The following is a 21,594-nucleotide window of genomic DNA, read 5'->3' on the forward strand; positions in this document are numbered from 1 at the left end:
GAACGGACCACAACCATGGCAAAAAGTCTCAGTAGCCTATGGTTGAAAAGCCTGACCCGTATCGCCAAGGCACAGCAAAACAAGCTGGTGCGCAGTTTCACGACGGCCACCAAAAAGGCCACCAAAGCTGCGGTAAAACAGGCCCTTGCCCCGCCGAAACCTAAATTCAAGCCGCCCAAGCCTAAGGCCAAGCCCGCAGCCAAAGCCGCCCCAAAATCCAGGGCCAAGCCAGCCTCCAAACCTGCCGCCAAGCCCGCGCCGCCCGCCGCCTTGCCCGGCAGCTGGACCCGCTCCTTCTTTGCCGCGCCCAACGGCCAGCGCATGACCTACTGGCTCTACCTGCCGTTTCGCGACAAGGCGCAGGCCCTCAAACCTTTGCCGCTGGTGGTCATGCTGCACGGCTGCACCCAAACCGCGCCCGAGTTCGCCCAGGGCAGCCGCATGAACGCCTTGGCCCAGCGCAAAGGCTTTGCGGTGCTGTACCCACAGCAACTGCTGACGATCGATGCCCACCGCTGCTGGCAGTGGTACCAGCGCGCCACCCAACATGGCGGCGGCGAGGCCGGGTTGGTGGCGGGCATGCTTACCCAGGTGGTGGCCAAGCTGGAGCTGGACGCGAGCCGGGTGTACCTAGCGGGCATCTCCGCCGGGGCGGCGCTGGCCCAGACCATCGCGCTGCGCTACCCCTTTCGCATTGCTGCCGTGGGCCTGCATTCCGGCCCGGTGTTTGGCACGGCAGATAGCCGCATGACGGCCTTTGGGGCCATGCAAACCGGCGGCGGCACCCACGTGGCGCAGGCAGTACAGGCCACCGTGGACGGCGGTGGCTTTCCGCGCATGCCCGCCATCATCCTGCACGGCGAGGCCGATAAAGTGGTGCGCATCGTCAACCAGCAGCAGGTGGCGCGGCAGATGTGCCTGCTCAACGGCCTGGCCGATCAGTCGCCCGTCACCACCCACACCCCCGCCCGGCCCAAAGGCCGCAGCCCGCGCCACGCCTTCCAGACGCAGGACTACCGGGTCGGCCGCAAGCCCATCGTGTCGGTCTGCCGCATCGCCGGGCTAGACCACGCCTGGAGCGGTGGCGACGGCGCGCTGCGCTTCAACGACAGCCTGGGGCCGGATGCCAGCGCCTTGCTGTGGGCGTTTTTTGCCAAGCACCGGCGGCTGCGCGCGCTGAAGTGATTTGCTCCTTTTTATGTAGCTGCTAGCGCATGTGGAGTATGCGCTAGAGGCTTATTTTTTATAAATGTAGACCCTCGGGAAAGTCCCAACAGGGTTGACCGTAACCTGTCAGTAACTTGTAAAAAACCCTGCCCATAATCCAGTCAACAAATAAGCTTGTCGCCAACCCACGGCAGACAGGAAACGGAGGCCTAGCATGCGCAGCACCCATCCATACCAGCACGGTTTGGACAAAACCCCCGCCAATTTTGTGGCGCTGTCGCCGCTGAGCACTATTGCCCGCACAGCCCACATCTACCCCGAGCGGTTGGCCGTCATCTACGGCGAGCGCCGCCAAACCTGGGCCACCACCTACACCCGCTGTCGCCAACTCGCCAGCGCCCTGCAAGCCCGTGGTGTGGGCGTCGGCGACACGGTGGCCGTCATGCTGCCCAATGTGCCCGCCATGCTGGAAGCGCACTTTGGCGTGCCGATGGCGGGCGCAGTGCTCAACACCCTGAACACCCGGCTAGATGCCGAAGCCATCGCCTTCATGCTGCAACACGGCGAGGCCACGGTGCTGCTGACCGACCGCGAATTTGCCAGCGTGGTGGAGAAGGCGCTGGCCCTGCTGGGTGATAAGCGCCCCTTTGTGATTGAGGTCGAAGACGACCTGGCCCCACCCGGCAAGGCACTGGGTGATGTGGACTACGAGGCCTTCATCGCCCAAGGCGACCCGCAATTCGTCTGGCAACTGCCCGCCGACGAGTGGGATGCCATCGCCCTGAACTACACCTCGGGCACCACCGGCAACCCCAAGGGCGTGGTCACCCACCACCGGGGCGCGTATTTGAACGCGGCCAACAATGTTCTTTCGTGGCAGTTGCCGCACCACGCGGTGTACCTGTGGACGCTGCCCATGTTCCACTGCAATGGCTGGTGCTTTCCCTGGACTCTGGCCCTGGTGGCGGGCACCAGCGTATGCCTGCGCCGGGTCGATCCCGTACTCATCTTTCCGCTGATCCGCGAACACGTTATTACCCACCTGTGCGGCGCGCCCATCGTCTACAGCATGCTGGTGCATGCGCCCGCCAACCTGCGCCAGGGCATCACGCACACCGTGCAGGGCCTGATCGCCGGGGCCGCGCCGCCTGCTGCCGTGATCGAGGGCTGCGAGCACATCGGCATCCGCATCACCCACGTCTACGGCCTGACCGAGGTGTACGGCCCGGCAGCGGTATGCGCCCAGCAAGATGCCTGGGCGACATTGCCGGCCGAAGAACGCGCCCGCCTCAACGCCCGCCAAGGCGTGGCCTACCCGCTGCAAGAAGCAATGGCCGTGCTGGATTCTGAGACGCTGCTCCCCGTGCCCGCCGACGGCGTGACGATGGGCGAAATCTTCTTTCGCGGCAACATCGTCATGAAGGGTTACCTGAAGAACCCTGCCGCCACCGCCGAGGCCTTTGCGGGTGGCTGGTTCCACACCGGCGACCTGGCGGTGTTGCACCCCGACGGTTACGCCCAAATCAAAGACCGCAGCAAGGACGTGATCATCTCGGGCGGCGAAAACATCTCCAGCATCGAGGTGGAAGACGTGCTGCACCGCCACCCCGCCGTGATGCTGGCCGCCGTGGTGGCCCAGCAGGACGTTAAGTGGGGCGAGGTTCCTTGCGCGTTTGTCGAACTCAAGCCCGATGTGCAGGCCACCGAGGAAGACATCATCGCGTTTTGCCGCACGCACCTGGCCCGCTTCAAAGTGCCCAAACGGGTGGTGTTTGGGCCGCTGCCCAAGACATCGACCGGGAAAATCCAAAAATTCGTACTGCGTGTACAGACACAAAACAAGGAACCGCATGGCGAATGACACCATTTTGCAAACCCAAGGGTTGACCAAAGAGTTCCTCGGCTTTGCCGCCGTCTCCAAGGTCGATCTGAAGGTGCAGCGCGGCAGCATCCACGCGCTGATTGGCCCCAACGGCGCGGGCAAGACAACGGTGTTCAACCTGCTGACCAAGTTCATCCAGCCCACCCAGGGGCAGATCCAGTTCAACGGCATCGACATCACCCGCGAGACCCCCATCCAGGTGGCACGCCGGGGCATGGTGCGCTCGTTCCAGATATCGGCCACCTTTGGCCACCTCACGGCCATGGAAAACGTGCGTGTGGCCTTGCAGCGCAAGCGCGGGGATTCGTTCAACTTCTGGTCGTCGGTAAAGCGGCTGGATGCGCTGAACGACCGCGCTATGGCCCTGCTGGAAGAGGTCGATCTGCGCAGTTTTGCCGACACCGTAGCGGTGGAGATGCCCTATGGCCGCAAACGTGCCCTGGAGATCGCCACCACGCTGGCACTCGACCCCGAGCTGATGCTGCTGGACGAGCCCACCCAGGGCATGGGCCATGAAGACGTGGGCCGGGTGGTAGAGCTGATCCGCAAAGTATCCAAAAACCGCACCATTCTGATGGTGGAGCACAACCTGTCGGTGGTCGAGTCGCTGTGCGACACCATCACTGTGTTGCAGCGCGGCAGCATTCTGGCCGAGGGCAATTACGCCACCGTATCGCAAGACCCGCGCGTGTTGGAAGCCTATGTGGGAGTGGAAGCATGAGCAAAGAAGTCTTACGTCTGAGCGGCCTGCACGCCTTCTACGGCGAATCGCACATCCTGCACGGCATCGACCTGCATGTGAACACCGGCGAGTTGGTCACCCTGCTGGGCCGCAACGGCGCGGGCCGCTCCACCACCTTGAAGGCGATTTTGGGCCTGGTGGGTAAGCGCACCGGCTCCATCCAGTTCAACGGGCAAGAAATCACCGGCCTGGCCCCGCACCGTATTGCCCGCATGGGCGTGGGCTTTTGCCCGGAAGAGCGCGGCATCTTCGCGGGCCTGTCCACCGAAGAAAACCTGCTGCTGCCGCCCATCGTGGCCCCCGGCGGCATGACGCTGGACGAGATCTACACCTTGTTTCCCAACCTGCTAGAGCGGCGCAATAGCCCCGGCACGCGCTTGTCGGGCGGTGAACAGCAAATGCTGGCGATGGCGCGGATTCTGCGCACCGGCGCCAAAACCCTGCTGCTCGACGAGATCACCGAAGGCCTGGCCCCGGTGATCGTCAAAAAACTGGGCGAGGTGATCCGACTGCTGAAAACCCGGGGCTACACCATCGTGCTGGTGGAGCAAAACTTTCGCTTTGCCGCCCCGTTGGCGGACCGGCATTACGTGTTGGAGCATGGCCAGGTGGCTATGGTGGTCCAGAAAGATGAGCTGGCAGAGAAGACCAGCGCCATGCAAGCCCTGCTAGGGGTTTGATTCCATATTTACTTTTGACCGAGGAGACATCCATGAAACTCAAACTCAAACCTCTTGCCCAAGCCGTTGCCCTATCCCTGGTGCTGGCCACCGCCGTCCAGGCCCAGGTGTCCGATGGCATCGTCAAAATCGGCGTGCTGACCGACCTGTCGGGCACCTATTCGGACCTGGCAGGCACCGGCACCATCATCGCCACCAAGATGGCCATCGACGACTTTGTGGCCTTAGAGAAGCCCAGCTTCAAGATCGAAATGGTCTCGGCCGACCACCAGAACAAGGGCGATATCTCCAGCAACAAGGCCCGCGAATGGATTGAACGTGACAAGGTCGATGTGGTGACCGAGCTGGTCACGTCCTCCACCGCGCTGGCGGTACAAAAAATCGGCAAGGAAAAGAACCGCATCGTGCTGGTCAACGGCGCGGGCTCCACCGCCATTACCAACGAAGCCTGCAACGATGTCACCGTGCACTGGGCCTACGACACCTATGCGGTGGCCAACGGCACAGCCAAGGCCGTGACCAAGGCGGGCGGCAAAAAATGGTTCTTCCTGACCGCCGACTACGCCTTTGGCCATGCGCTGGAAAAAGACGCGTCGGATGTCGTCAAGTCCAGCGGCGGCGAAGTGGTGGGTGGCGTGCGGCATCCGTTCCCCACGTCGGACTTTTCGTCCTTTCTGCTGAAAGCGCAGTCTTCGGGTGCGCAGATCATTGGCCTGGCCAATGCGGGTGGCGACACCATCAACTCGATCAAGCAGGCCGCCGAATTCGGCATCACCGGCAAGCAGCAGCTCGCGGGCCTGCTGATGTTCATCACCGACATCCATTCGCTGGGCCTCAAAACCACCCAGAACATGTACCTCACCGAAGGTTTTTACTGGGACTTGAATGATGAAACCCGTGCTTGGTCGAAGCGCTTCTTTGCCCAACACAAGCGTATGCCCACTATGGTGCAGGCAGGCCAGTACTCGTCCACCATGCACTACCTGAAAGCCGTCAAGGCCATCAACAGTGACGACACCGCCAAGGTGATGGCGCAGATGAAGAAAACCCCGGTAAACGACTTCTTCGCCAAGAACGGCACCATCCGCGACGATGGCCGCATGGTGCACGACATGTACCTGATGCAGGTCAAGACCCCGGCCGAATCCAAAACGCCATGGGACTACTACAAGGTGAAGGCGGTGATTCCGGCGGCCGAGGCGTTCCAGCCGCTGTCGGCATCGCGCTGCCCGTTGATTAAGAAGTAACCCTGTCTTGCCCCTTCCCCCTCCGGGGGAAGGTTGGAATGGGGGCCCTCCGCGCATAGCAACCAGCCCCCACCCCAGCCCTCCCCCGAAGGGGGAGGGAGCAACATCCGCCACCCCCACGAGACCCCTCCATGGAAATCTTCGGCATACCGTCCCCCGCGTTTTTCGGCCAGCTGCTGCTGGGGCTGATCAACGGCTCGTTCTATGCCATCCTGAGCCTGGGGCTGGCCATCATTTTTGGACTGCTCAACATCATCAACTTCGCCCACGGCGCGCAGTACATGGTGGGAGCGTTCGTCGCCTGGATGGGCTTTACCTGGCTGGGCATTGGCTACTGGTGGGCGCTGATTTTGTCGCCGCTGGTGGTGGGGGCGGTGGCCGTGGTGATCGAGCGCACCATGCTCAAGCAGCTCTACAAGCTAGACCACCTGTACGGCCTGCTGCTCACCTTCGGGCTGGCGCTGATGGCCGAGGGTGTGTTCAAAAACTATTTCGGCGTGTCTGGCGAATCCTACGAGGTGCCCGAGCTGCTGCAGGGCGGCATGAACCTGGGCTTCATGTACCTGCCCATCTACCGGGCTTGGGTGGTGGTGGCGGCCATGACCGTGTGTTTCAGCGCCTGGTACGCCATCGAGCGCACCAGCCTGGGGGCCACCTTGCGGGCCGCTACCCAGAGGCCCGACCTGGTGCAGGCCCTGGGCATCAACGTGCCTGTGCTGCTCACGGCCACCTACGCCGTAGGCGCTGGGCTGGCGGCGTTTGCCGGGGTGCTGGCCGCGCCCATCATGCAGGTGAACCCGGTGATGGGCTCCAACCTGATCATCGTGGTGTTTGCGGTGGTGGTGATTGGCGGCATGGGCTCGATTTTCGGCTCCATCGTCACCGGGCTGGGCCTGGGCGTGGTGGAGGGGCTGACCAAGGTGTTCTACCCCGAAGCCTCGGCGGTGGTGATTTTTGTGGTGATGGTGTTGGTGCTGCTGGTCAAACCCGCAGGCCTGTTCGGCAAACAAGCCTGAAGGAATGGAATGAATGCTATGACTGAACGCCAACGCACTGTTGCCTTGTTTGCCGTGCTGATCGTGGTGGGCTGCATCGCGCCCTTTGTGCTGTACCCCACGTTTTTGATGAAGCTGCTGTGCTTTGCGCTGTTTGCCTGCGCCTTCAACCTGCTGCTGGGCTTTGCCGGGCTGCTGTCGTTTGGGCACGCGGCGTTTTTTGGCGGATCGGCCTACATCACCGGTTACCTGTGCCGCGACCTGGGCCTCTCGCCCGAGCTGGGCCTGCTGGCCGGGGCCGCGTTTGGCGGTCTGCTGGGGGCGCTGTTTGGCCTGCTGGCGATCCGGCGCGAGGGCATTTACTTCGCCATGATCACCCTGGGCCTGGCGCAGCTGGTGTACTTTGTGGCGCTGCAAATGAAGTTCACCGGCGGCGAAGACGGCATGCAGGGCATTCCGCGCGGCAAGCTGTTTGGGGTGGTCGATCTGAACGACAACATTGCCATGTATTTCTTCGTGTTTGCGGTATTTTTGGCCGGGTTCTGGTTGATCCACCGCACCATCCATTCGCCGTTTGGCCAGATCTTGAAAGCCATCCGCGACAACGAGCCGCGCGCCATTTCGCTGGGCTACGACGTGGCCCGCTTCAAGCTGCTGGCGTTCGTGATCTCGGCCTCGCTGGCCGGGCTGGCGGGTTCGATGAAGTCGCTGGTGTTCCAGCTGGCCTCGCTGGCCGATGTGCACTGGCACACCTCGGGCCAGGTGGTGCTAATGACCTTGCTAGGCGGCCTGGGCACCATCCTTGGCCCTGTGGCCGGGGCCTTCACCATCGTCAGCTTGGAGAACCTGCTGGCCGACAAGGTGGGCTCCTGGGTCACGGTGATCATGGGCGCGATCTTTGTGGTCTGCGTGCTGCTGTTCCGCCGGGGCGTGGTGGGCGAGATTGGGGCGCTGTTTGGCAAGAAATCAGCCGCAGGCCCAGCCGGCCACTAACGTAAAAATGCTCCTGTTTTTGATATCAAAAACAGGAGCATTATGCGCTTATTTAATAAGCGCTAAGTTGTGATTCAGGGCCTGAAAAAGGCCCTGTTTTTTAACGTACCAGCAACACGGGCACATGGCAGTGCGCCAGCACCTGTGTGGCCACCGAACCCATCACCAGATTGGCCAGCGCGCTGTGGCCGTGGGAGCCCATCACCAGCAGGTCGCATTTTTCGGCTTCGGCGAACTTGGCGATGGTTTCACCGGCGGGGCCCATCTTCCAGCTGGTTTTGGCATTGATGTCGTGGCGCAGCAAGAACTCAGAAACCGGGGCCAGCACCAACTCGGCCTCTTCAAGGGCGTAGTTGTCTACCACCGCCTGGCCCACCACCGAGCGCACCCGGGGCGGAATGCTGGGCTGCACCGTCAGCACAACGTAGTCGTTGATGGCGGCAAACAGCTCGCTGTGCGTGGCCAAATAGGCCAGCATTTTTTTGGTGTGGGCGCTGCCGTCCACGGCGAGAAGAATTTTCATAGGGTGCCTCCTGGATGTGTTCTTGCGAGTCTATCTGCGCAAAGGCACCTGTGGTTGCGCCAGATCAAACAACGGGGCCGTCGCCTACAAGCGGACGGCCCAAAAGACTACGTGGCAAGACTACATGCCCGCGTAATTCGGCCCGCCACCGCCTTCAGGCGTGACCCACACAATGTTTTGCGTCGGGTCTTTGATGTCGCAGGTTTTGCAGTGCACGCAGTTTTGGGCGTTGATTTGCAGGCGGTCCTGGCCCGCATCGGTTTTTACAAACTCATACACCCCGGCCGGGCAGTAGCGCGCCTCGGGTCCGGCGTAGGTGTGCAGGTTGATGCTGACCGGCACGCTGGCATCTTTCAACGTCAAATGCGCGGGCTGGTTTTCTGCGTGGTTGGTGTTGCTGATGAACACGCTGCTGAGGCGGTCGAAGGTCAGCTTGCCGTCGGGCTTGGGGTAGACGATGGGCTTGCACTGCGCGGCGGGCTTCAAATAGGCGTGGTCGGGCTTGTCGCGGCGTAGCGTCCACGGGATGTGGCCACGCAGGGCGAACTGCTCGATGCCGTTCATCAGCGTGGCGGTGACCAGGCCCTTTTTGAACCAGGCTTTGAAGTTGCGCGCCTTGTGCAGTTCGGTGTGTAACCAGCTTTTCTCAAACGCCTCGGGGTAGGCGCTGAGCTCGTCGTGCTGGCGGCCTGTGGTGATGGCGGCGTAGGCGGCCTCTGCGGCCAGCATGCCGGTTTTGATGGCGGCGTGGCTGCCCTTGATGCGGCTCACGTTCAAAAAGCCTGCGTCGCAGCCCACCAGCGCGCCGCCGGGGAACACGGTTTTGGGCAGGCTTTGCAGCCCACCGGCCGCAATCGCACGGGCACCGTAGCCCAGGCGCTTGGCGGGGGCTACGCCGTGCTCGGCATCGCCTTCCAGGTACCAGCGCACGTTCGGGTGGGTCTTCCAGCGTTGGAATTCTTCAAACGGGCTGAGGTAGGGATTGCTGTAGTCCAGCCCGGTGATGAAGCCCAGCGTGACCTTGTTGCCCTCCATGTGGTACAGAAAAGCGCCGCCGTAGGTGCTGTTGTCCATCGGCCAACCGGCGGTGTGCATCACAAAGCCGGGCTGGTGGCGCTTGGGGTCAATCTCCCAGACTTCCTTGATGCCTAAGCCGTAGGTTTGCGGGTCTTTGCCGTCGTCAAGTTGGTACTTGGCGATGAGCTGCTTGCCCAGGTGGCCGCGTGCGCCCTCGGCAAACACGGTGTATTTGCCCAGCAGCTCCATGCCGATCTGGAAGTCGGCGGTGGGCTCGCCTTCTTTGCCGATGCCCATGTTGCCGGTGGCCACGCCTTTCACCGAACCGTCGGCGTTGTACAGCACTTCGGCGGCGGCGAAGCCGGGGAAAATTTCCACACCCAGGGCTTCGGCCTGCTCGCCCAGCCACTTGGTGACCGCACCCAGGCTGACGATGTAGTTGCCGTGATTTTGGAAGCAGCCGGGCAGCAAAAAGTTGGGCGTGCGGAAGGCAGATTTTTCACCCAAAAACAGCATCGCGTCGTCGGTTACCGGTTGGTTCAGGGGGGCGCCCATCGCTTTCCAGTCGGGGAACAGCTCGTTCAGGGCGATGGGGTCCATGATTGCGCCGCTGAGGATGTGGGCACCGGGCTCGGAGCCTTTTTCCAGTACCACCACCGACACGTCCGTTCCTTTCTCGGCCGCCAGCTGTTTCAAGCGGATGGCGGTGGACAGGCCTGCGGGGCCGCCACCGACCACGACCACGTCGTATTCCATCGCTTCACGGGGGCCAAACTGGGCCAGGATGTCTTCGTTTGTCATGTCGTTCTTTTCGGGTGGGGAGCGTCTGCCGAGGCAGTTACAGCGCTGTTACAAGCGGGGCAAAATCGCCGCGATTTTATGCGGACTGCGCGAGGGGGCACTGTCACAATGGGCAATCAACTACCGCGTGGAGACTCACAGCATGGCATACAGCATGGATCTTTCGGGCCGGGTGGCCCTGGTTACGGGGGCATCGGGCGGCTTGGGTGCGCAGTTTGCCCGCACTTTGGCGCAGGCCGGGGCGGCGGTGGTGCTGGCCAGCCGCCGGGTAGAAAAGCTCAAAGAGCTGCGCGCCCAGATCATCGGCGACGGCGGCGATGCGCACGTGGTGGAGCTGGATGTAACCGACTTGGAGTCCATCCAGTCGGCCGTGGCGCACACCGAGACCGAGGTGGGTTCGATCGACATCCTGGTCAACAACTCGGGTGTCAGCGTGGCCCAGCGGCTGCAAGACGTGGGTGAAGACGAGTTCGACTTCATGTTCAACACCAATGTGCGCGGCGCGTTTTTTGTGGCCCAGGCGGTGGGCAAGCGCATGCTGGCCCGGGCCAACGGCTCGGCCCCCGGCAGCTTTACCGGCGGGCGCATCATCAACATTGCCAGCATGGCCGGGCTCAAGGTGCTGCCGCAGATCGGTGTGTACTGCATGAGCAAGGCCGCCGTGATCCAGATGACCAAGGCGATGGCGGTGGAGTGGGGCAAGTACGGCATCAACGTCAACGCCATTTGCCCCGGCTACATCGACACCGAGATCAACCACCACCACTGGGAAACCGAGCAAGGCCAGAAGCTGGTGCAAATGCTGCCGCGCAAACGCATCGGCAAGCCCGAAGACCTGGACGCGCTGCTGGTGCTGCTGGCCAGCGGGCAGAGTCACTTTTTGAACGGCGCAATCATCGCGGCGGACGATGGATTCGGTGCGGCCTGATTCTGGATTTATAGAAAATACCACTCTGGCGCATATGCCATATGCGAGAGTAGCTACTTATTTTGTAGCAAGTCGGCGTACGTTCAGCGCAGCGACCAGCTTGGCCTCCAGCGCCACCGGTTCACCATGCAACTGCGCAGCCAGCAGTTCCGCACACAGATAGGCAAACGTCAGCCCGCGCGAACCCATCGCCGTACTGACCCACAGGCCCGGCGCGACGCAGCCGACGATGGGCAGCCGGTCGCGGGCGGCGCAGCGCACACCGGCCCAGGCGCTCACCTTGCCCGCCGCAAACTGCGCTTGCAGGGCGGCAGCGGTGGCGGGCAGCAGCACTTGCAGGCGTTCTAAATTGGCCTGGTCGTCGGCAGCGGTGGTGTGCGTGTGCACGCTGTCGCGCTCAAAACTGGCGCCCAGCATCCAGCGGCGGCCTGCGGGGCCGGGGATGTTGGGGATAAAGCAGCCGTGGCCATTCACCGGGAAGGCCGGGAGTGCGGGCAGCTCTGCCGCACCGCGCTCGCCCATCGTTACCTGGCCGCGTATGGCTTGCAATGGCAATTGAATTCCGCTGGCGGCGCGCACCCAGGGCGCACTGGCCAGTCCGGCGGCAATCACCAGCAGGGGCGCTTGCGCCAAGCTTTGGCCGTCGGCATCCAGCACCCGCCAACCTTCGGGAGTGGGTTCGATGCCCGCCACGTGGGCGTTGCCTTGCCATTCAATGTGCGGGTGCTGTAACCAAGCTTGCACCAGCCGGGCAGGCTGTATCCACCCGGCATGGGCATGCCATAGAGGTGTTAACGGTGTTGGGCCGATGCGCTGCTCTTGCACGCCGCTGGGTTGCCAGTCGGCATCTTCTTGCAGGAGCAGACGGGCTTGTTGCAGGGTGGCTGCTACGCCGCTGCGGCACAGGCGCGAGACGATGTTGTCGTCTTTGGATACCAGCGGGGCCAGCAGCCCGGCGGGCAGGCTAGAGGCCCCGGCGGCCGGGTGTGCCGCCGCATCCAGCACCTGCACCTGCCAGCCGCGCCGGGCCAAGCTGGCCGCCACGGCGGCTCCGGCCAGGCCCGCGCCGATGACAGTGCAGCAGGTGCGACGCAAGATCAGGCCGCAGGCGGCACGTAGCCCTGGGCCGCATCGGCGCCGTTGCCGAAGAAGTGGTTTTCCATCTGGCGGGCCAGGTATTGGCGGGCGCGCAGGTCGGCCAGGTTCAGGCGGTTTTCATTCACCAGCATGGTTTGGTGCTTGAGCCAGGCGGCCCAGGCTTCCTTGCTGACGTTTTCCCACAGGCGTTTGCCCAGGTCGCCGGGGTAGGGGGCGAAGTCGAGACCCTCGGCTTCTTTGTCGAGTTTGATGCAGTGGACCATGCGTGCCATGTGGGAACCTTGTTGTGGTGAAAAAGACAGGGCGCGACTTTAGCAATGTTTGGCGGGCGCCTGGCTTGTGGGTGCTTTACAGAACTTCATACCCCGGCAGGTCGGCCAGAAAGGATCCCACCCGTTGTAAAGCGACTGTTTCTTTTCTGGAGTCTCTGCATGCAAGTTGCCAAATTGGCGGTTCCCACGGTGTTGTTGGCCTGCGCCGTGTCGGGCTGCGTCGTTGCACCCTACGGCCACCGCGACTATGGCCAACGCGTGTACGTGGAGCCTGCGGTGGTGGTCGCCCCTGCGCCGGTGCTGGTGGTGCCGCGCCCTTATGCCCAGCCCGACTGGCGCTATGGTAGGGGCGGCCCGCACTGGCGCGACCGCGAAGGGCGTGACTACCGGCGTTGATTTCGCCACACAACCCGCCACACGGCCCGTCCGGCGCGGGCCAGTGTTTTGCCTGTGCAGCGCCAAGCTTGGTCCATTGCTTCGCGCCGCAGGGCCTGGGCCCGCACTACGGCGAGCCGGTGGAGTGCCACCCATACGTCTGGGGGCGTACTCACTGTGCGGTGACCGGGTAGGCCGCACGCGCCGCCTGGGTCTGGCCTTGGTAACCCCATGCATCGGCGGGCACCTCTTGCACCACGGTGTAGCTGGCCGGGGCCAGCGGACCCACTATCCCTTCCAGTGCGGCAAACACTTCGGCAATGAAGCGGGCTTTTTGCGCTGCCGTATTCGTGCCGTCGGTCACCTTGGCTTCCAAATAAAAGCTGTTCAGCGGTAGGTCGCCCAGGCAACTGCCGCCTATGGTCCAGTGTTGCGGGTTGGCAAACTCCACGCGTACCGCCGTCAAGGCGCGGTTTTTCCCCAGGATGTCGGCGGTCAGGTCGGTCAGCCGCTGGGCGACTTGGAGGGCGGTTCTGTCAGATGCGGGTGTGTTGAGGACGATGTGCAGATAGGGCATGGGAGGATCTGGTGGAGTGGTAACCCACTGTATTGAGATAAGCAAAGGCCGGAAACCGAAAAATTCGGCTATTGGTTTTGCATTAATTGCAAAACAAACCACAATGGCCGCCATGCAACTCCAACTTGACGACCTGGCTCTGTTCATCCGCATTGCGGAGCTGGGCACGCTCTCGGCGGCGGCCCGCGAGCGTGGTGTGCCGGTCAGTCAGCTCACCCGGGCACTCACCCGGTTGGAGGCGGCTTGCCGCGTGCGGCTACTGCACCGCAGCACCCACGGCCTGAGCCTGACGGACGAGGGCGACACCTTTTTGGCCTACGCCCGGCGCATGCAGGACACCACCGCCGAGCTGGACAGCGCCCTCAGCGGCAAGATCAGCGGCCCCAGCGGCTGGGTGCGGGTGGGGGTGAGCGCCTTGATGGCGGCATCGGTCATTGCGCCCAGCTTGGCCGGGCTATACCAGCGCCACCCGAAGTTGCACCTGGACATTGCCGCCGACGACCGGGTGGTGGACCTGGCGCGGGACGGTATTGACGTGGCCATCCGCACCGGTAGCCCGGGCAGCGACGGCCTGGTGGCCCGCCAGATCGGCAGCCACAGCCGCACCTTGTATGCGGCCCCGGCCTATTTGGCGCAGTTCGGCACGCCGCAGCACCCCGATGATTTGAAGCACCACCACCTCATCACCAGCAGCGTCAGCCTGGCGGTCAACCAGTGGGCTCCAATGGGCAATGCTGCGCTTTGGCAGGCGCACAACCATACCCGCTCGAATAATTCGGCGGTGATGACGGCCTTGGTGCAGCACGGTGTGGGCATTGCGCGGCTCACCGACCTGATGGCCGCGCCCCTGGTGCGCAGCGGTGCACTGGTGCCGGTGCTGCAAGACCACTTTGTTGGGCCGCTGACCCCCATTTACGCGGTGATGCTGCAAGAGCGCCACCGCCTGCCCAAGATTCGGGCCTGCATCGACTACTGGGCCGAGTGGCTGGCTGCGCAGGGGCTGGCGGGTTCCTATATTCCTAAATCCAGCTAACCAAACAAAAAAACAGTCGTTTGATATGTAAGCGGAAAGCCAGACAATCGGATTTAACTTTTTTACTGTCTGGTGACCGCATGCCTACCTCTGTTTTTCGCTCGAAATCTTCCCTCCGTAGCCTGTTGGCCGGTGTGTTGCTAGCCGCTGGAGGCATCGCTTCCGCCCAGCAAACCACGCTGCTCAACGGCTCTTACGACGTAGCGCGCGAGTTCTACAAGGACTACAACGCCGCCTTCGTGGCCCACATCAAGAAGACCACCGGCAAAGACGTAAAAATCGACCAGTCGCATGCCGGCTCCAGCGCCATTGCGCGCTCGGTGGCCGAGGGGCTGGATGCCGATGTGGTGACCATGAACACCTCCACCGACATCGACTTCCTGGCCGACAAGGGCGTGGTCGCCAAAGACTGGAACAAGAAATTCCCTGGCAACGCCTCGCCCACCACCTCCACCATGCTGTTTCTGGTGCGCAACGGCAACCCGAAGGGCATCAAGGATTGGGACGATCTGGTCAAGCCCGGCATGCAGGTGATCGTGGTGAACCCCAAAACCGGCGGCAATGGCCGCTACGCCTATCTGGCCGCCTGGGGCTATGCCAAGAAGAAGGGCGGCAGCGACGCGCAGGCCGCCGAATTCGTCAACAAGCTGTACAAGAACGTGCCCGTGCTGGCCCAGGGCGGGCGTGCTGCCACCACCACCTTTTTGCAGCGCAACATCGGCGACGTGCTGGTGACGTTTGAATCCGAAGTGGTGTCCATCGACCGCGAATTCGGCGCGGGCAAGGTCGATGCCATCCACCCCAGCATCAGCGTGGTGGCCGAGAACCCGGTGGCCGTGGTGGAACGCACCGTGGCCAAAAAGGGCACACAGGTCCTGGCCAAGGAATACCTAGACTATTTGTACTCCGACGAAGCGCAAGAAATTGCCGCCAAGCACGCGCTGCGCCCCCGCAATGAAGCCATCCTGAAGAAGTACGCCAGCGTGTTCAAACCCGTGCAGCTGTTTACCGTGAACGAGCTGTTCGGCAGCCTGGGCGAGGCGCAAAAAGTGCATTTCAACGACGGCGGCCAGTTCGACAAAATCTACACGCCAGGCGCTAAATGAGTTCAGCGGTTTTCAACCCCCTGGCCCGTGTAAAAACCGGCCGGGCCAAACGGGTGTTGCCCGGTTTTGGGCTCACGCTGGGCTACACCCTGTTTTACCTGTGTGTGATCGTGCTGATTCCGCTCTCGACCCTGGTGTTCAACACCTTTAATTTGAGCTGGGACCAGTTTGTGGCCGCCGTGACCGGGCCCCGGGTGATGGCCTCGTACCGCCTGACCTTTGGCGCATCGCTGTTTGCCGCGCTGGTGAACTTGGTGTTTGGCCTGCTGGTGGCCTGGGTGCTGGTGCGCTACAGCTTTCCGGGCAAAAAGATCGTCGATGCGCTGGTGGATTTGCCGTTTGCGCTGCCCACCGCCGTGGCCGGGATCTCGCTCACCGCGCTGTTGGCCGGTAATGGCTGGATCGGCCAGTACCTGGAGCCGCTGGGCATCAAGCTGGCCTTTACCCCGGCGGGCATCGTCATCGCGCTGATCTTCATTGGCCTGCCCTTTGTGGTGCGCACGGTGCAGCCGGTGCTGGAAGACGCTGAGAAAGAGCTGGAAGAAGCCGCCACCTCGCTGGGCGCCACCCGCCTGCAAATCTTCACCCGCGTGATCCTGCCGCACATTGCGCCTGCATTGCTGACCGGCTTTGCGATGGCCTTTGCCCGGGCCATTGGCGAGTACGGCTCGGTGATCTTCATCGCGGGCAATATGCCGATGGTGTCGGAAATCACGCCGCTGATCATCGTCGGCAAGCTGGAGCAGTACGACTACGCGGGGGCCACCGCCGTGGCCTTGGTGATGCTGGTGATTTCATTCGTTTTGCTGCTGCTGATCAACGCCTTGCAGGCTTGGCAGCGCCGCCATGCAGGAGCCCCGGCATGAGTGCCTTGTCTAAACCCGTGCGCCGCGCCAAAGCGGGCACCACCGAAGCCGCCTGGGTGCGCTATACGCTGCTGGGCATTGCCTTGGTGTTCTTATTCTTGTTCCTGGTATTGCCACTGGCGGCGGTGTTTACCGAGGCCTTCCGCAAGGGCGCGGGTGCCTACTTTGAAGCCCTGCGAGAGCCCGATGCCTGGGATGCCATCAAGCTCACGCTGCTGGCTACAGCCATCGCCGTGCCACTGAACCTGGTGTTTGGCGTGTCGGCGGCCTGGGCGATTGCCAAGTACGAGTTCTGGGGCAAGTCGTTTTTGACCACGCTGGTGGACCTGCCGTTTTCGGTGTCGCCGGTAGTGGCCGGGCTGGTGTATGTGCTGCTGTTTGGGGCGCACGGCTGGTTTGGGCCGTGGCTGCAAGCGCACGACGTGAAGATCATTTTTGCCGTGCCCGGCATCGTGCTGGCCACCGTGTTTGTGACCTTTCCGTTCATCGCCCGCGAGCTGATTCCACTGATGCAGGCCCAGGGCAATGACGAAGAACAGGCGGCGATTGTGCTGGGCGCGACAGGCTGGCAGACCTTTTGGTATGTCACCCTGCCCAACATCAAATGGGGCCTGCTGTACGGCGTGATTTTGACCAACGCCCGGGCGATGGGCGAGTTTGGCGCGGTGTCGGTGGTTTCCGGCCACATCCGTGGCCAGACCAACACCTTGCCGCTGCACGTAGAGATTTTGTACAACGAATACCAGTCGGTGGCGGCGTTTGCCGTGGCCTCGTTGTTGGCTGTTCTTGCGCTGGTGACCCTGGTGATCAAGTCGGTATCCGAGTGGCGCATTGAACGCGAACTCAAAGCCATTGCCGAAGCCCCGCCTGAACCGCACACCTTAGTTTTGAAAGCTGCTGTATGAGCATTGAAATCCGCAACATCCACAAACAATTCGGCAGCTTTACCGCCTTGGGCGACGTGAGCCTGGACATCGAATCTGGCGAATTGGTCGCCTTGCTCGGCCCTTCGGGCTGCGGCAAAACCACTCTCTTACGCATCATTGCCGGGCTGGAAACGCCGGACGCGGGCAGTATCCATTTCTCGGGCGAAGACACCACCGACGTGCATGTGCGCGAGCGCCAGGTGGGCTTTGTGTTCCAGCATTACGCGCTGTTTCGCCACATGACGGTGTTTGAAAACGTGGCCTTTGGCCTGCGCGTCAAACCCCGCAACCAGCGCCCCAGCGAGGCTGTCATCAAGGCCAAGGTGCACGAGCTGCTGGGTCTGGTGCAACTCGACTGGCTGGCGAACCGCTACCCGTCGCAGCTGTCGGGTGGCCAGCGCCAGCGCATTGCCCTGGCCCGCGCCCTGGCGGTGGAGCCCAAGGTGCTGCTGCTCGACGAACCGTTTGGCGCACTGGATGCCAAGGTGCGCAAAGAGCTGCGCCGCTGGCTGCGCCGCCTGCACGACGAGCTGAACGTGACCAGCATCTTCGTCACCCACGACCAGGAAGAAGCGCTGGAGGTAGCCGACCGTGTGGTGGTAATGAACCAGGGCAAGGTCGAGCAAATTGGCTCGCCGCAACAGGTGTGGGACCACCCGGCCAGCCCGTTTGTGTATGGCTTTTTGGGCGACGTGAACTTGTTCCACGGCCGTGCCCACGCGGGCGAGGTGCAGCTGGAGGGTGTCAAGATCCAGGCCCCCGAGCACGGCGAGGCGCAGGATGCCAAAGCCTTTGCCTATGTGCGGCCCCACGACCTGGACGTGCAGCGCTACGCCAAGGGCGAGGGCCTGGACGATGCCGGGCAGCCACGCGGCATGGTGGTCACGCTGACCCGCGCTTTGGTGATTGGCCCCATCGCCCGGTTGGAACTTACGCCCGTGGATGCGAACCAAGCGGGTGATACTACCCACGACAACCTGGTCGAAGCGCAGCTGCCTGCGCAAGCGTTCCGGGACTTGGGTGTTAACGAGGGCGACACGCTGGTGGTAACACCGCGCCGCGCCAAGGTGTTTATTGAAGAGGCCGCTGGCGTGTGATGTGATTGCATCCATAGCGGCCATTTTTTGAAAGCTATGGATGTTGTTGAATTGGATAGATTCCGCCCCGCGCCGCGTGTGGCTGCTGGTGTGCCTGGGTTGTATCGGCCTGCTGGCCTTTGGTTTGTACTTGCAGCACGTGGTGGGGCTGGAGCCGTGCCCGATGTGCATCGTGCAGCGGTATGCTCTCGTTTTGGTAGCTATCAGCGCAGGTTTTGTAAGCGCTAGCGGCAGAAAAGGCTTGCAAACTGGCGGTGTGGTGGTGCTCTTGCTGATCGCGGGCTTCGGTGCCTTTGTAGCGGCCCGCCAAAGCTTTTTGCAGTGGTATCCGCCGGCAGTGGCCACCTGCGGTCGCGACCTGTACGGCATGATCGAAACCTTCCCCCTCAAGCGTGCCATTCCCATGATCTTCAAGGGCGGCGGCGACTGCACCGTGGTGGACTGGACCTTTCTGGGCGGCTCGATTGCCAACTGGTCGTTTGTCTGCTTTGCGCTGATCTTGGTACTGGCATTGGTGTTTTTAGCCCGCACACCGCAGCGCCGGTAAGCCTGCTTATAATTGAGTATTCACTCAATTAATATTTTGACCTTATGGCCCGACCCCGCAGCGAAGACAAGCACGCCGCCATCCTGGATGCCGCTATCCAGCTGATCGCGCAGCGCGGGCTGGCGGCTACGCCTACTTCGGCTATTTCCAAGGCGGCGGGGGTGGCCGAGGGCACGCTGTTCACCTATTTCAAAACCAAGGACGCGCTGGTCAACGCGCTGTACCTCCACATCAAACGCGAGATGGCCGACAACCTGCTGGGCGGCTTTCCGCACCATGCGGCCATCCGCCAGCAGTTGCAGTACATCTGGAACAGCCATGTCCGCTGGGGTATGGTCAACCGGACCAAAAAGCAGGTGATGGACCAACTGGTTACCGCCACCGCCATCACCGACGCGACGCGCGCCAGTGTGTCCGCCTTGTTTGTCTCCATTGAGCATGTCTGCTGCACCAGCATTGCCAACCAAGTGCTGCGCGACTACCCGGTCGACTTCATCTGGTCGTGCATGGCACGCCTGGGCGAAGTCACCATGGCCTTTATGGCCCGAGAACCGGATAGGGCAGAACACTACCAGCGCATCGGCTTCGAGATGTGGTGGAACGGCGTTGCCTGTGTACAGTCGCACGCCGTAGCGACGCAGTAATACCCCCGTAACTATCCATCCCCTAAGCTGTAGCGCTGCGCAGCTTTTTGGCGGGCATGCGTTCAGTTGGTAAGTTGTGGGTTGGATCATTTTTTGATTTTAGTTGCGTGATTACTCACGCATAAAGGAGCGCTTATGGATTGGACCGTGCAACACATGCCGCCACAAAACGGCAAGCGGGCGGTGGTCACCGGGGTGGGCGGGCTGGGATTCGAGGCCGCGCTGGCCCTGGCGGGGGCGGGGGCGGAAGTGATTTTGGCTGGGCGCAATGTAAAAAAAGGCGCCGATGCCGTGCGCCACATCCTGCGCATGCTGCCCCAGGCACGGGTGCGGTTTGAGCTGCTGGATTTGGCCAGCCTGGTGTCCATTTATACCTTTGCCGACCGGCTGCGGGCCGAGGCGCAGCCCCTCCACATCCTGGTCAACAACGCCGGGGTGATGATGCCGCCGCAGCGCCAGACCACGGTGGACGGCTTTGAATTGCAGTTCGGCACCAACTATCTGGGCCATTTCGCCTTGACGGCCCGGCTGCTGCCGCTGCTGTGCCAGGGTGCGGCGCGGGTGGTCAACCTCAGCAGCATTGCGCACCGCCGTGCGGCCATACAGTTTGGTGATTTGCAGTGGGAGGGGCGCTATAAAGCCTGGGCGGCGTATGGGCAGTCCAAGCTGGCGATGCTGCTGTTCAGCGGGGAGTTGCAGAGCCGCAGCCAGAGCGAGGGCTGGGGCCTGCATAGCTACGCGGCCCACCCGGGCTTTGCGCGCACCGCGCTGATTGCCAATGGGCCGAAGCTGGGTTCGGTGTTGTCTACCTTGAACCGGTGGGTGCAGCCCCTGGTCAGCCATTCAGCCGCGCAAGGCGCCTTGCCCACGCTGTTCGCCGCCGTGGACCCGCAAGCCCAGCCCGGTGCCTACTACGGGCCGCGTGGGTGGTCCGAACTCAAAGGCCCGCCGCACCGGGCCCAGGTGGCCCGGCCTGGGCAGGATGCCGACACAGCAGCCCGCTTATGGGATGTGTCGGAGGAGTTGACCGGGGCGCACTGGTTGCCAAGCCCATGAATCCTGCGATGAATATATTTATATAAAAACAGGCTCTAGCGCATATTTTATGTGCGCTAGTAGCTATTAAATAAATAGCAAAATAGGGGTCTGACCCCTATTAATTTTGGGGCCACAGGGGCTGCAACGCCATGCTGGTGTGCAGGGTGGCACCAGGGGGCAGCAGTTGGCCGCCTACATCGCTCTGGCCTTTTTGCGCCAGGTTCATCCAGTCGGTGCAGTTGCTCACGGGTTCGATGCAGAACATGTCGGCTCCTTTGGGGCAATACAGCACGAAGTAGTCGAAAGGGGCCTGTGCGGTCATCACCAGGGCGGTGCCGGTGTCGGGCCAATCGACGCGGGCGGTGTGCATCCAGCCGGTGAAGTTGTTGTCCAGGTCCAGCGTGTCCAGCGTGATGCCGCTGCGCAGGGTGTCCAAAAACGCCGGGGTTTGCAGTGTGGTGGGCATCACCTCCGCATCGCCGCCCCACATGGCTTGCACGCTGGTGGTCAGGCGCGTACCGGCCCGGTGCGGCAGGTAGGGGTGGTGGCCCAGGCCCACGGGCTGGTCCACCGTGTCGGTGTTGGTGACCGACAGCGCCACCGTCAAACCAGCCTGTGCATCCAGCGTGAAGCGCTGCTCTGCGCGGAAGGCGTAGGGCCAATGTCCGTTGCTGCCGGGCGGGCTGTCCAGCGCCAGGGTGGCATGGTCGGCACCCACCTCCACCACCTGCCAGGGCTGTTGCCAGGCTGTGCCGTGGATGGCGTGCTGCGAGTCGGGGTAGTTGGCCGCCAGGTTCAGCGGACGCGGGCCAAAACTGCTGCGGCCATCGCGGATGCGGTTGGCGTAGGGCACCAGCGGGAAGCTGGCCATCGCCCAGGGCATGGCCGGGTTGGGGGCGTTGTTGGGGCGCAGCCAGTGCTGTTGCTGGCTGCCGCGCTGGCTGTAGAAGCTGGCAATGGAGCCGCCCACGCTGGGGGCCAAGGTGGCGATGAGTTCACCGGTGTGTAATGTGAGGGTTGGGGTCATGGTTCGGCGGGTT

General features: G+C 62.6%; 23 protein-coding genes. 17 read left to right on the plus strand and 6 right to left on the minus strand.

The genetic code is table 11. From position 1 onward, the window contains the following. The first annotated feature begins 15 nt into the window (after positions 1-15). The 7 genes from AC0969_RS15850 to AC0969_RS15880 all read left to right on the plus strand — a co-directional run bounded on the left by AC0969_RS15850 (position 16) and on the right by AC0969_RS15880 (position 7,706). On the plus strand, positions 16-1,185 hold the full coding sequence (locus AC0969_RS15850; protein ID WP_479625113.1) for an extracellular catalytic domain type 1 short-chain-length polyhydroxyalkanoate depolymerase: 1,170 nt from the start codon (positions 16-18) through the stop codon (positions 1,183-1,185). 196 nt (positions 1,186-1,381) lie between these two features. Beyond that, complete coding sequence (locus AC0969_RS15855; RefSeq protein WP_479625114.1) at positions 1,382-3,028, plus strand: acyl-CoA synthetase; 1,647 nt, start codon at positions 1,382-1,384, stop codon at positions 3,026-3,028. After that, a complete protein-coding gene (locus AC0969_RS15860) occupies positions 3,018-3,770 on the plus strand; it encodes an ABC transporter ATP-binding protein (RefSeq protein WP_479625115.1) in 753 nt (250 codons plus the stop codon). Before AC0969_RS15855 ends, AC0969_RS15860 begins: the two co-directional genes overlap by 11 nt. Next, a complete protein-coding gene (locus AC0969_RS15865) occupies positions 3,767-4,471 on the plus strand; it encodes an ABC transporter ATP-binding protein (RefSeq protein WP_479625116.1) in 705 nt (234 codons plus the stop codon). The genes AC0969_RS15860 and AC0969_RS15865 overlap by 4 nt, the downstream gene beginning before the upstream one ends. Before the next feature lie 32 nt (positions 4,472-4,503). Further along, positions 4,504-5,718: an ABC transporter substrate-binding protein gene (locus AC0969_RS15870; RefSeq protein WP_479625117.1), complete on the plus strand. Its 1,215-nt coding sequence runs from the start codon at positions 4,504-4,506 to the stop codon at positions 5,716-5,718. 131 nt (positions 5,719-5,849) lie between these two features. Next, positions 5,850-6,734, plus strand: coding sequence for an ABC transporter permease subunit (locus AC0969_RS15875; RefSeq protein ID WP_315184282.1), 885 nt, complete (start codon positions 5,850-5,852; stop codon positions 6,732-6,734). An 18-nt stretch (positions 6,735-6,752) separates the two neighbouring features. Then, positions 6,753-7,706, plus strand: a complete 954-nt coding sequence (locus AC0969_RS15880; protein WP_479625118.1) for a branched-chain amino acid ABC transporter permease — start codon at positions 6,753-6,755, stop codon at positions 7,704-7,706. Between the two features lie 100 nt (positions 7,707-7,806). On the opposite strand, the gene AC0969_RS15885 is transcribed toward AC0969_RS15880, so the two are convergent. Together AC0969_RS15885 and AC0969_RS15890 are read right to left on the minus strand one after the other, a co-directional pair. Further along, positions 7,807-8,229: a universal stress protein gene (locus tag AC0969_RS15885; protein ID WP_479625119.1), complete on the minus strand. Its 423-nt coding sequence runs from the start codon at positions 8,227-8,229 to the stop codon at positions 7,807-7,809. Between the two features lie 120 nt (positions 8,230-8,349). Next, the gene (locus AC0969_RS15890) at positions 8,350-10,047 is read right to left on the minus strand and encodes an electron transfer flavoprotein-ubiquinone oxidoreductase (protein WP_479625120.1); all 1,698 of its coding nucleotides are present in this window, start codon (positions 10,045-10,047) and stop codon (positions 8,350-8,352) included. Positions 10,048-10,189: 142 nt separating this feature from the next. Between AC0969_RS15890 and AC0969_RS15895 the strand changes: the two genes are divergently transcribed. Next, positions 10,190-10,975, plus strand: a complete 786-nt coding sequence (locus AC0969_RS15895; protein ID WP_479625121.1) for an SDR family oxidoreductase — start codon at positions 10,190-10,192, stop codon at positions 10,973-10,975. A 57-nt stretch (positions 10,976-11,032) separates the two neighbouring features. On the opposite strand, the gene AC0969_RS15900 is transcribed toward AC0969_RS15895, so the two are convergent. Continuing rightward, entirely contained in the window at positions 11,033-12,070 is a 1,038-nt protein-coding gene (locus tag AC0969_RS15900) for an FAD-dependent oxidoreductase (protein WP_479625122.1), read from the minus strand. 2 nt (positions 12,071-12,072) lie between these two features. After that, positions 12,073-12,345, minus strand: coding sequence for an oxidative damage protection protein (locus tag AC0969_RS15905; RefSeq protein ID WP_479625123.1), 273 nt, complete (start codon positions 12,343-12,345; stop codon positions 12,073-12,075). 159 nt (positions 12,346-12,504) lie between these two features. Here AC0969_RS15905 and AC0969_RS15910 point away from each other — a divergent pair, with 159 nt between their 5' ends. Then, positions 12,505-12,741, plus strand: coding sequence for a hypothetical protein (locus AC0969_RS15910; RefSeq protein ID WP_479625124.1), 237 nt, complete (start codon positions 12,505-12,507; stop codon positions 12,739-12,741). A gap of 151 nt (positions 12,742-12,892) precedes the next feature. Here AC0969_RS15910 and AC0969_RS15915 read toward each other — a convergent pair whose 3' ends face one another. Next, positions 12,893-13,297: a tautomerase family protein gene (locus AC0969_RS15915; RefSeq protein ID WP_479625125.1), complete on the minus strand. Its 405-nt coding sequence runs from the start codon at positions 13,295-13,297 to the stop codon at positions 12,893-12,895. Between the two features lie 112 nt (positions 13,298-13,409). On the opposite strand from AC0969_RS15915, the gene AC0969_RS15920 reads away from it, so the two are divergent. From AC0969_RS15920 to AC0969_RS15955, 8 genes are all read left to right on the plus strand, one after another. Further along, positions 13,410-14,330 carry a LysR family transcriptional regulator gene (locus AC0969_RS15920; protein ID WP_479625126.1) on the plus strand — a complete coding sequence of 307 codons (921 nt, stop codon included), beginning with the start codon at positions 13,410-13,412 and terminating at the stop codon, positions 14,328-14,330. 80 nt (positions 14,331-14,410) lie between these two features. Next, on the plus strand, positions 14,411-15,436 hold the full coding sequence (locus tag AC0969_RS15925) for a sulfate ABC transporter substrate-binding protein (protein WP_479625127.1): 1,026 nt from the start codon (positions 14,411-14,413) through the stop codon (positions 15,434-15,436). Next, positions 15,433-16,302, plus strand: coding sequence for a sulfate ABC transporter permease subunit CysT (gene cysT, locus AC0969_RS15930; RefSeq protein ID WP_479625128.1), 870 nt, complete (start codon positions 15,433-15,435; stop codon positions 16,300-16,302). Before AC0969_RS15925 ends, cysT begins: the two co-directional genes overlap by 4 nt. After that, the gene (gene cysW / locus AC0969_RS15935) at positions 16,299-17,207 is read left to right on the plus strand and encodes a sulfate ABC transporter permease subunit CysW (RefSeq protein ID WP_479625129.1); all 909 of its coding nucleotides are present in this window, start codon (positions 16,299-16,301) and stop codon (positions 17,205-17,207) included. Before cysT ends, cysW begins: the two co-directional genes overlap by 4 nt. Further along, positions 17,204-18,325 carry a sulfate/molybdate ABC transporter ATP-binding protein gene (locus AC0969_RS15940; protein WP_479625130.1) on the plus strand — a complete coding sequence of 374 codons (1,122 nt, stop codon included), beginning with the start codon at positions 17,204-17,206 and terminating at the stop codon, positions 18,323-18,325. Before cysW ends, AC0969_RS15940 begins: the two co-directional genes overlap by 4 nt. A gap of 40 nt (positions 18,326-18,365) precedes the next feature. Continuing rightward, positions 18,366-18,872 carry a disulfide bond formation protein B gene (locus tag AC0969_RS15945; protein WP_479625131.1) on the plus strand — a complete coding sequence of 169 codons (507 nt, stop codon included), beginning with the start codon at positions 18,366-18,368 and terminating at the stop codon, positions 18,870-18,872. 44 nt (positions 18,873-18,916) lie between these two features. Further along, a complete protein-coding gene (locus tag AC0969_RS15950; protein WP_479625132.1) occupies positions 18,917-19,516 on the plus strand; it encodes a TetR/AcrR family transcriptional regulator in 600 nt (199 codons plus the stop codon). Between the two features lie 135 nt (positions 19,517-19,651). Then, positions 19,652-20,572 carry an SDR family oxidoreductase gene (locus AC0969_RS15955; protein ID WP_479625133.1) on the plus strand — a complete coding sequence of 307 codons (921 nt, stop codon included), beginning with the start codon at positions 19,652-19,654 and terminating at the stop codon, positions 20,570-20,572. Between the two features lie 100 nt (positions 20,573-20,672). Here the strand turns inward: AC0969_RS15955 and AC0969_RS15960 are convergent, their stop codons facing one another. Further along, positions 20,673-21,581, minus strand: coding sequence for an aldose 1-epimerase (locus AC0969_RS15960; RefSeq protein WP_479625134.1), 909 nt, complete (start codon positions 21,579-21,581; stop codon positions 20,673-20,675). Positions 21,582-21,594 lie beyond the last annotated feature (13 nt).

This window comes from Rhodoferax sp. LB1P47 (assembly GCF_056521445.1).

Coding starts and splice junctions, on each gene's coding strand:
- AC0969_RS15885 (WP_479625119.1), bottom strand. CDS start 8,229: ATGAAAATTCTTCTCGCCGTGGACGGCAGCGCCCACACCAAAAAAATG.
- AC0969_RS15890 (WP_479625120.1), bottom strand. CDS start 10,047: ATGACAAACGAAGACATCCTGGCCCAGTTTGGCCCCCGTGAAGCGATG.
- AC0969_RS15865 (WP_479625116.1), top strand. CDS start 3,767: ATGAGCAAAGAAGTCTTACGTCTGAGCGGCCTGCACGCCTTCTACGGC.
- cysT (WP_479625128.1), top strand. CDS start 15,433: ATGAGTTCAGCGGTTTTCAACCCCCTGGCCCGTGTAAAAACCGGCCGG.
- AC0969_RS15895 (WP_479625121.1), top strand. CDS start 10,190: ATGGCATACAGCATGGATCTTTCGGGCCGGGTGGCCCTGGTTACGGGG.
- AC0969_RS15910 (WP_479625124.1), top strand. CDS start 12,505: ATGCAAGTTGCCAAATTGGCGGTTCCCACGGTGTTGTTGGCCTGCGCC.
- AC0969_RS15880 (WP_479625118.1), top strand. CDS start 6,753: ATGACTGAACGCCAACGCACTGTTGCCTTGTTTGCCGTGCTGATCGTG.
- AC0969_RS15940 (WP_479625130.1), top strand. CDS start 17,204: ATGAGCATTGAAATCCGCAACATCCACAAACAATTCGGCAGCTTTACC.
- AC0969_RS15925 (WP_479625127.1), top strand. CDS start 14,411: ATGCCTACCTCTGTTTTTCGCTCGAAATCTTCCCTCCGTAGCCTGTTG.
- AC0969_RS15915 (WP_479625125.1), bottom strand. CDS start 13,297: ATGCCCTATCTGCACATCGTCCTCAACACACCCGCATCTGACAGAACC.
- AC0969_RS15950 (WP_479625132.1), top strand. CDS start 18,917: ATGGCCCGACCCCGCAGCGAAGACAAGCACGCCGCCATCCTGGATGCC.
- AC0969_RS15855 (WP_479625114.1), top strand. CDS start 1,382: ATGCGCAGCACCCATCCATACCAGCACGGTTTGGACAAAACCCCCGCC.
- AC0969_RS15905 (WP_479625123.1), bottom strand. CDS start 12,345: ATGGCACGCATGGTCCACTGCATCAAACTCGACAAAGAAGCCGAGGGT.
- cysW (WP_479625129.1), top strand. CDS start 16,299: ATGAGTGCCTTGTCTAAACCCGTGCGCCGCGCCAAAGCGGGCACCACC.
- AC0969_RS15875 (WP_315184282.1), top strand. CDS start 5,850: ATGGAAATCTTCGGCATACCGTCCCCCGCGTTTTTCGGCCAGCTGCTG.
- AC0969_RS15850 (WP_479625113.1), top strand. CDS start 16: ATGGCAAAAAGTCTCAGTAGCCTATGGTTGAAAAGCCTGACCCGTATC.
- AC0969_RS15920 (WP_479625126.1), top strand. CDS start 13,410: ATGCAACTCCAACTTGACGACCTGGCTCTGTTCATCCGCATTGCGGAG.
- AC0969_RS15870 (WP_479625117.1), top strand. CDS start 4,504: ATGAAACTCAAACTCAAACCTCTTGCCCAAGCCGTTGCCCTATCCCTG.
- AC0969_RS15860 (WP_479625115.1), top strand. CDS start 3,018: ATGGCGAATGACACCATTTTGCAAACCCAAGGGTTGACCAAAGAGTTC.
- AC0969_RS15960 (WP_479625134.1), bottom strand. CDS start 21,581: ATGACCCCAACCCTCACATTACACACCGGTGAACTCATCGCCACCTTG.
- AC0969_RS15955 (WP_479625133.1), top strand. CDS start 19,652: ATGGATTGGACCGTGCAACACATGCCGCCACAAAACGGCAAGCGGGCG.
- AC0969_RS15945 (WP_479625131.1), top strand. CDS start 18,366: ATGTTGTTGAATTGGATAGATTCCGCCCCGCGCCGCGTGTGGCTGCTG.